Source organism: Gordonia sp. p3-SID1431 (assembly GCF_025143765.1).
Classification (GTDB): domain Bacteria; phylum Actinomycetota; class Actinomycetes; order Mycobacteriales; family Mycobacteriaceae; genus Gordonia; species Gordonia hongkongensis.
Genome location: NZ_JAMBDT010000156.1, coordinates 1 through 8,576, shown reverse-complemented (window position 1 = coordinate 8,576; position 8,576 = coordinate 1). Strand labels below are relative to the sequence as shown.

Below are 8,576 nucleotides of genomic sequence, written 5' to 3'. Positions count from 1 at the left end.
TCGGTTCGGTGTCGCTGTGAGACTGCTGTATTCGGCTGTCTGGCAGTGAAATTCATCAGTCCCCAGTCGTAGTCTCGGTGCCGGCGGATCTCGTCCCGCCGGTGAGGAGCCATCGACATGTCCACCGCCACCGAACCGCGACCGGTTAGCGGTCCGAACGCGAGCAGCGTGGGGCCACGCGTCCCGACGGCGGAGTCCCGTCCGGCGACTCTCACCGTGTCGGCGACCATCCGCCGGTTCGCGTCCCTGGCCACCGGACTGCGATGGCGTCTCGCGGTCGCCGTCATCTGCCACCTCGTGCAGGTCGGCACCACGGTGATCACCGTCGCGCTGTTCGCGCACATCGTCGATGACGTGCTGGTGACCGGTGATCTGAGCGCGCTGTCCACCCCGATGATGATCTGGGTGGCCGTCTCGCTGGTCGGCGCCGTGTCGTCGTATGCGGGCGGGATCCTGACCGGGGGCGTGACCGAGACGGTGCTGCTGCGTCTCCGGGGTCAGCTGTACGCGCACATCCAGCGACTCGCACCGCACACGCGGGACCGGTTCGGTGACGGAGACCTGGTGTCGCGCACCACCGCCGACGTCGAGGCGGTCGACAGTCTCGTGTCGTCGGGTGTGGTCTCCGGCGTCGTCGCCACCCTGAGCCTCCTCATCTACGGTGCCGCCGCCTTCGCGACCAGCTGGCAGTTGGCCCTTGTCGCCGCCGTTCTCGCGCCGCTGCTCTGGGTGACGGCCCGCCGATTCGGCGCTGTGGTCAAACGTGCGTCGCGTCGCGAGCGGCAGGCCGCCGGCCGGATCGGTTCACTGGTCGCCGAGGGGATCGGCAACATGGTGGCGTTGCAGGCCGACAACCAGACATCGCATCACCGAGCCCGGGTCCTGGAGCAGAACCGCCGATGGCGGGAGGCCCGGATGTCGGAGTCCCGGGCGGGGGCGGCCTTCGCCGAGGCGGTCACGGTCGTCGAAGTGCTCTGCATGATCGTCGTCATCGCGTCCGGGGCGTGGCTCATCGCCGGCGGTGATGCGCAATTGGGCACCCTCATCGCCCTGACCGGATATCTCGGGTACCTCTACCCGCAGATCCAGACTCTCGGCGGTCTGCTCGTCGAGGTCACGTCCGCGACCGCGAGCGCCGAACGGGTGGCCGAGGTCCTCGACGCGCCTGCTGGTGTCGCCGAACCGAATGCGCCCGAACCTGGTGTCACTGACCCGATTCCCGTCCGCCGTCCGGTCGCGCCCGCCTCGGTGAGTCTGTCGTTGACCGGGGTGTCCTTCGCGTACCCGGACAACGGGTCCCGAGTCCTCGAGGACGCCCACCTGGAGATCCGTGCGGGCGAGACAGTGGCGGTCACGGGTCTCAGTGGTGCCGGCAAGAGCGCCCTGACCCGTCTGCTGCTGCGTCTGTACGACCCCGACGCGGGGTCGATCCGGCTGAACGGCACCGACATTCGCCACCTCGACGTGAGCGATCTGAGAGAGCACCTGTCGGTGCTGCATCAGCGGCCGGCGTTGATGCGTGGCACGATCGCGGACAACATCTGCTTCGGCAGCACCACGGCGACCAGAGCGGACATCGAAGCTGCCGCGCGGGCCGCAGGGGCCGCCGAATTCATCTCGTGGATGAACGGCGGCCTCGACGCCGAGGTCGTCGAACGTGGGGAGAACTTGTCCGGTGGTCAGCAGCAGCGAATCGCCCTGGCGCGCACGATCCTTCGGAACCGCCCGGTACTCGTCCTCGACGAACCGACCACGGGCCTCGACGTCGAGACCGTCAGCGGGATCCTCGAACCACTCGCCAGGGTCGCGTCACTGCGGACCACGATCCTCATCACCCATGATCCGCGAGTGCTCGACCTCGCCGACCGGACAGTCGAATTGCGCGACGGACGGTTCGCCGAGGCGGGCCCGGTGGCGCCGCGGTCAGGCGAGGGAGCGCTCGTAGAACGACCACGAACGGTGCAGCTGGTCCTGCCAGTACATCCACGAATGAGTGCCGGTCGGCGGGATATCCACAGTTGCAGGGATATTCAACTGACCGAGGCGATTGAGGAGCTGCACAGTGCATCCCAGCGTGGCACCCTCGATCACACCGCCGACCACGATTTGATCGGCCAGGGTGTCCAGGTCCTTGACATAGCGCGGATTGTCATACGGTCCGGGCAGGCCACCGGCGTTGGAGATGTAGAGCTTCTGGCCGCGTAGCTTGGCCGCGTTCACCACCGGGTCGTGGGCCCGCCAGCCCGGGCCGCCGTAGGGCCCCCACATGTTCGTGGTGTCGCCGTCTCCGCGAACTTCGACGACGAGGCGGATGTACTCCTGGCCGAACGGGTCGGAGGTCGTCGGGCAACCGCTGTAGGAGCCGACTGCGTCATAGAGGTCGGGATGTTCGATCGCGAGATTCAACACCGACGTCGCCGACGACGAGATGCCACCGATGGCGTTGCGGCCGGAGGTGTTGTACGTGGCATCGACGACCGCAGGCAATTCCTTGCCCAGGAAGGTCGACCACTTGTGCACGCCGAGTACAGGATCAGGCTTCTGCCAGTCGGTGTAATAGCTGTACTGACCGGAGTTCGGTATGACCACGTACAGATTCTTGTTGCGGGTGAACTGTTCGATGTCGGTCTTCTCGAGCCAGTTCGCGCGGTCTTCGCCGCCGCCGGCACCGTTGAGCAAGTAGAGCACTCCGCGCGGCTTCGACTCGTCGGCCGGTTTGATGACTGTCAAGGGGATGTCGCGGTTCATCGCGTCGGAGTGCACGACGATGTCGGTCACGCGCCCGGGCGATCCGGCGTCGACGAGTCGTGGTGCGGCGCTCGCCCCGCCGGTCATCGGAGCGACGAGCGAGACGCTGAGGGCGACTGCCGCTGCCATCCCGAGTTTGCGCAAACCTCTGTACACGTTTCCTCCTGATCGGGAGACGACGGGCCGGTGGTCCGACTCGCGCCCGCTCCTGCCTACTGTCACGGGTCCGACCTCGCGTCCGGACCGCTGGGACTGCTGCCGCTCACACTCTCGTCGTCGCCGGCCGTGACGTCCGCCGTCGTCAGTCCGCACCTTTGGGCGTAGATCCCGCCCGCGGCGAGCAACTCCTGGTGGGTCCCTGCCTCGGCAATCACCCTATCGTCGAGGACGACAATTTCGTCGGCCAACGCCGCGGTCGCCATGCGGTGGGTGATGAGCAGGGTGGTGGTCCCCGCGCGTAGTCGGTGCAGGGCACGTTGAACGAGCAACTCGGTGCGGGGGTCGGCGGAGCTCGTCGCCTCGTCGAGAATGAGGATCTTGGGCGACGCGGCAATCGCGCGCGCGACGGTGACCAGCTGTTTCTCGCCGGCGCTGAGGTTTTCGGATTCCTGGCCGATCACGGTGTCGATGCCCTCGGGGAGTGCTGCGACGATCTGCGCGACGTGGCTGTCCGTGAGAGCCGCATCGACCGCACGGCCGTCCTCGATGCCGAAGGCGATGTTCTCGCGGACTGTCCCGGTGAACAGCCACGGTTCCTGGGTTACGACGGCCATGTCCGCCCGTGCCCGGTGCGGTCCGAGTTCGACGAGATCGACGCCGTCGATGGTGATCGAGCCCCGGCTGGGTGCGTAGAACGCCTGCAGGAGATTGGTCAGCGTGGTCTTGCCCGACCCGGTGGTCCCCACCACGGCGGTGGTCGTGCCGGGTGCCATCCGAAAGCTCACCGAGTCGAGAACGGGGTTGTCCTCCTCGTAGGCGAAGCCCACGTCGTCGAAGACGATCTCGGGTGGGAGCTGGTGCCGGCCGGACGAAACGGGCACCGGCGAGCCGGTGTCGGCGCCGGCGTCCTCGGGTGCTTCGAGCACCTCGCGGACTTTGCTCGCCGACACGGTGCCGGACTGCACCTTGGTGACGAACCCGGCGAGTTCGCGAACCGCGCTCGTCAGCTGCTGTGCGAACACCACCACAACCTGAGCCGCCCCGAGACTGAGGTGCCCGTCGATCACCATGATCCCGCCGAGGACCGCCAGGATCAGGAACACCAGGGCGTTGACCGCGGTGAGGACCGAGGGCAGGGAACCGCCGATCCACTGGGCAGAGCGGACCGACGCGAAGAGTTTGTCGTTGAGGTCGTCGAAGCGGCGCGCGGCGGTCGGTTCGGCGTTGTACGCCTGCAACATCCGGCGCGCGCTGAGTTCCTCTTCGATGTGCCCCGTGAGGGCGGCCGTGGTCGTCCAGCGGGACTCGAGGTGCGGTCGTGCCCGGCGGGCGAGCAGGACCGCGGCCAGCGCCGACACGGGTGCTGCGACCAGGGCGACACAAGCCAGCACCGGGGAGATGACGAACAGCACGGCGGTGACGACGACAAGCGTCAAGGCATTCGTCGGAACGGTCACCAGCACCGGTGCGATCACCGTCGCGGCGTTGTCGGTGTGGGCGGTCAGCTTGCTCACCAACACGCCGCGTGTGGTGTTCTCGAAGTAGCGCAACGGAAGACGGTGGATCTTGTCCTCGATGCGTGCGCGCAACCCGGCCACCGACCGCTGCACGGCGACGGTCAGCAACCGGCCCTGGGCGAGGCTGCAGACCGCGGCCGCCACGAACACCCCGACCTGGATCGCCAGCAGAGTCCAGAGCAGTCCCCAGTTCATCGTCGCGTCGCCGACCGTGCCGTCGACGATCACGTTGGTGACCGCACCGAACAGGATCGGCGCGACGACGCCGCCGACCGCGGCGAGGATCGCGAAGAGGGAGATGGCCGTCCCGCGTCCTCTGCTCAGGTCGAGTTGCCGGACGATCCAGCGCAGCGATCCATCGCGCCGTCGAGCCGTCGGTCGGTCTGCCGACGCCTGCTTCCCCCTCGGCCCGACCGCCGGCGCCTGCGATCTCTGGTCAAGCATTGGTCACCGCCTGCGCGTAGGCGATCTCCCGATAGATGTCGCTGCGGGACCGCAATTCCGAATCTGTTCCGAGGCCGACGATCCGTCCCGCGTCGAGCACCGCGATGACGTCCGCGTGCTGGACCGACGACACACGCTGCGCGGCGATCAGGACCGTCGCATCCGGATCGGTCCGGCGCAACCGTCCGATGATCTGGGCCTCGGTGTCGACGTCGAGAGCGCTGAACGGGTCGTCGAGGACGTACAGCGCGGGCCGGCGGAGCACGGCACGCGCGAGTGCGAGCCGTTTGCGCTGACCACCGGAGAAGTTGCGTCCCTCCTGCGCCACCGTGGCGTCGAGAGCGCCGGGGCGAGCCGAGACGAAGTCGGCCGCGGCGGCGACCTCCAGGGCGTCCCACAGCTCGCCGTCGGTGGCGGTCGGTCGGGCGATCCGGAGGTTGTCGGCGACCGTCCCGGTGATGAGCTCCGCACCCTGACCCACGAAGGCGCTGCGTGCGCGAACCCAGGCGGGCGCCAGAGCGGTCACGTCGGCGGCATCCCATCGGAGCACGCCCGACGTGGGGTCGGCGAACCGCAGGGGTAGGGACAGCAGCGTCGACTTGCCGCTTCCGGTTCCGCCGAGGACGCCGGTCACCGTGCCGGGTGCGCAGAACAGGGAGACCTGGTCGACTGTGGGGGACTCGGCGCCCGGATAGGCGACCGACACCGCGTCGAAGACGATCGCGGGCGGTGAGGGCGCCCGGCCGTCACCGGGGTCGCCGGGGTCGAGCGGGTCGGTGTCGAGTACCTCGGTGATTCGTCCGGCGCTGGTCACCGCACGCGGGATGACCCCGGCGATCATGGTCAGCAGCGACACCGCCAGCAGGATCTGGGCGAGATAGCCGACCGTCGCGGTGATCTGGCCGATCTGCATCTCACCGCGGTCGACGAAGATCGCACCCAGTGCGGTCACCGCGACCACGGCGAGGTTCGAGACCACGGTGACCAACGGCAGCATCAGGACCTGCAGTCGGCCGAGGCGCAGGGCCACGTGGGTGAGTTCGTCGTTCTCCACCGCGAACCGGGCGCGTTCCCGGTCCTCTCGCCGAAAGGTGCGGATGATCGCGATCCCACGCAGCTGCTCGCGCAGCACCCGGTTCACGACGTCGAGGCGACGCTGCAACTGCGCAGCCCACGGCACCAGACGCCGGACGAGGACGGCGACGAGGATGACCAGCACCGCCCCGGCGACCACCAGCACGGGCGCCATCCGCCAGCCCTGCGCCAGCGACAACACCAGCGCGCCGAACAGCATCAACGGCGCGGTCACCACGACGGTCAGGCTGATGAAGAGGAATCCCTGGATCTGGCCCACATCTCCGGTGGAGCGCGTCAGCAGGCTCGAAAGGCCGATGGAGTGGACCTGCGGATCGCTGAAGGCGCTGATCCGACCGTGGACACGCGTGCGGAGGTCGCGAGCCGCGGTCGCCGAGATATGGGAGGCCAGGAATGTGGCACCGATCGACACCACCAGGTTGACCACGGCCACCACGACCATGAGTACCCCGACGCGCTTGATGGTCGCCACGTCACCGCGCAGAATTCCGTCGTCGATGATCGCGGCGTTGAGAGCGGGCTGGGCGAGCGTGGTGAACACCGACGCGAGCTGGAAGACGACGAAACCGGCGCAGGCCCAACGGGTTGTCCGGAGCGCGTCGAATAGGAGCGCGAGCAACGCGCGTACCTCATCCTTGCTCATCGAGCGGGTGACGGGCATCTGGTGAGGCTACTCCGGGTCGTCGTGACGCTGGCCTACCGTGGGTGCGGAACTCCCACCGATATCGGTTTCGTGTGCGTGCCGTGAAGTGTTCCGAAGTGTACATGCGGCGGTTTCGTGCAGGGTGAGCCCGGATATGTGGGCCGCTGATCTCGTCGCTTCATCGCTAAATACGGATGAACAATACTTCGGGAATTGCTGTCGGAACCATAACCGGAACAGACGAAACCGCCCCGGACGCGTGTCCGGGGCGGTCGAGTCTCGATTCGAGATCTACACGGGTGCTTCTTCCGAACCCGATTCGATTGAACCCGTGACCAGTTCGACGATCGCGTCGGTGATAGCGCCCTGAATGATTTCCGCCATGAGATCTCCTTCGTCAGTGATGAGATGCTGGACGGGTATCGCGTGCACGTGATCCACGCCTCCGTCGCAGACCTATGGATCATAGATGCTGAATTCGCCGCAGTGCTCGACCGATTGATGAACGAATTTCAAATCTTTCGTTCATGATGTCGCTGCGTCGGCTAATCAGCGCGCAATGCCGAACCGGCCCCGGAGTGCACCTGCGGAGCCACTTGGCATCGGGCAACTGTCAGGCAGGTGGAGGCGTCGTCTCTTCTTCCAGTGAACCGCTGAAAACGTCCTTGAACAGCTCGTTGAGGTTGATCTCGATGCCAGTGGCCATGTCGGTTCTCCTTGAGTCGGGTTGCTCGCTGTGCGGGATCGGGTCGACGTCTCAGTCGACCTCGACCTCTTCTCCGTAGTTGTCATCCGAGCCGCTGAACAGCGCCTTCAGTGCGTCTTCGATGGAACCGCCGTAGATTTCGCCCATGATGTTCTCCTAGGTGTTGATCGCTTTCCGGAAATTTCTGACCGGAGTAGATGCCTGCGCCGTCACGATCGGAAACGATCGAAAACGGCGAGAGTCGCTGTGCTTGCCTTACTCCGCTGCGTACGAGCCGAATCCGTCGTCGCCATCCGAATCGGTGACGATTTCCTCGAGGTAGAGGCGGATCCAGGAAATGCTGATCGCGTCGGACATGCGATTCTCCTAATGGGTGTCGACGATGTCGTTGTCTAGCACGGTCGTTCCGTCGCGAGGGCGGCAACGCGGCTGACAATACCGCACGTTTCTACGCCTGTCCTGACCAGACAAGGTTGAATTCTCAATGAACTCATTCGGTTCTGACCCACGGAACGGTCCTGCCGGTCGCCGGTTGATGACTGGCCGTCGGCGATGTGAATGTGCTGGTATGAAGCGGTGACGCAGCGCGTGGAGGTGGGAGGCACGACGTCCCGGCGATTGGTCGAATCAAACATGGAGACGGCGCTCGACTTGCTCGAACGAGGTCTGCGCGAGGTCCCGGTCTACCGCTGGCTCATCGGCGCTGACGCGGTCGCCGAGGCGTACCGCTGGTACGGCGAGATCCTGTTCATCGAGTACCTACCTGGTCTGCGGGGTGTATTCGACGAGAACGGAGAGCTGATCGCTCTGATCGCGGTCTCGGCCCCCACCGACGAGGCCGGGCGAATTGACGATGACCTCAAGGAGCGGACCAAGCAGATCGTGCAGGAGCTAGACGGCTTCATCCACCGCTTCACCGAGTTGCAGCGGAAATCGGAGGAAGCGCAGGTCGCGGAGAATCCGATCCGGGTGATCTTCGCGCTCGTCCATCCGGATCATCGGCGAGGCGGGACCCTCGCCGGGCTGGTCGACCCGGTCATCGAGCGTGGCCGTCGCGAAGGCCTGCCGGTCACATGCAGCACGAGTGACGAACAACTGTCGGCCCTCTACGCGCGCCGGTGGGACGCGCAGGTCCGGGCTCAGTTCACCCTGACCGACGGGCCGACCGTCTGGGTCCAGCGCGTCGATCCGCCGGCGTGAACTCGCACTGCCCCTGAGGTGCCCTCCCCATGCTCCCTGAGATGTGAGCGAAGCGCCCTCCCCA

General features: G+C 66.4%; 4 protein-coding genes and 1 pseudogene. 2 read left to right on the top strand and 3 right to left on the bottom strand.

Features of this window, described 5'->3' with window-relative positions:
- Window positions 1-117: 117 nt before the first annotated feature.
- A pseudogene (locus M4D77_RS22965) lies at window positions 118-1,743 on the top strand (ABC transporter ATP-binding protein); the annotation flags it as partial.
- Window positions 1,744-1,923: 180 nt separating this feature from the next.
- Here the strand turns inward: M4D77_RS22965 and M4D77_RS22960 are convergent.
- The 3 genes from M4D77_RS22960 to M4D77_RS22950 form a co-directional block, all read right to left on the bottom strand.
- A complete protein-coding gene (locus M4D77_RS22960) occupies window positions 1,924-2,877 on the bottom strand; it encodes an alpha/beta hydrolase (protein WP_396266614.1) in 954 nt (317 codons plus the stop codon).
- Window positions 2,878-2,966: 89 nt separating this feature from the next.
- Window positions 2,967-4,868, bottom strand: coding sequence for an ABC transporter ATP-binding protein (locus tag M4D77_RS22955; protein ID WP_259937549.1), 1,902 nt, complete (start codon window positions 4,866-4,868; stop codon window positions 2,967-2,969).
- Complete coding sequence (locus M4D77_RS22950) at window positions 4,861-6,624, bottom strand: ABC transporter ATP-binding protein (RefSeq protein WP_259937548.1); 1,764 nt, start codon at window positions 6,622-6,624, stop codon at window positions 4,861-4,863. Before M4D77_RS22950 ends, M4D77_RS22955 begins: the two co-directional genes overlap by 8 nt.
- Window positions 6,625-7,870: 1,246 nt before the next feature.
- Between M4D77_RS22950 and M4D77_RS22945 the strand changes: the two genes are divergently transcribed.
- Window positions 7,871-8,512: a hypothetical protein gene (locus M4D77_RS22945; RefSeq protein ID WP_259937546.1), complete on the top strand. Its 642-nt coding sequence runs from the start codon at window positions 7,871-7,873 to the stop codon at window positions 8,510-8,512.
- The last annotated feature ends 64 nt before the right edge of the window (window positions 8,513-8,576 follow it).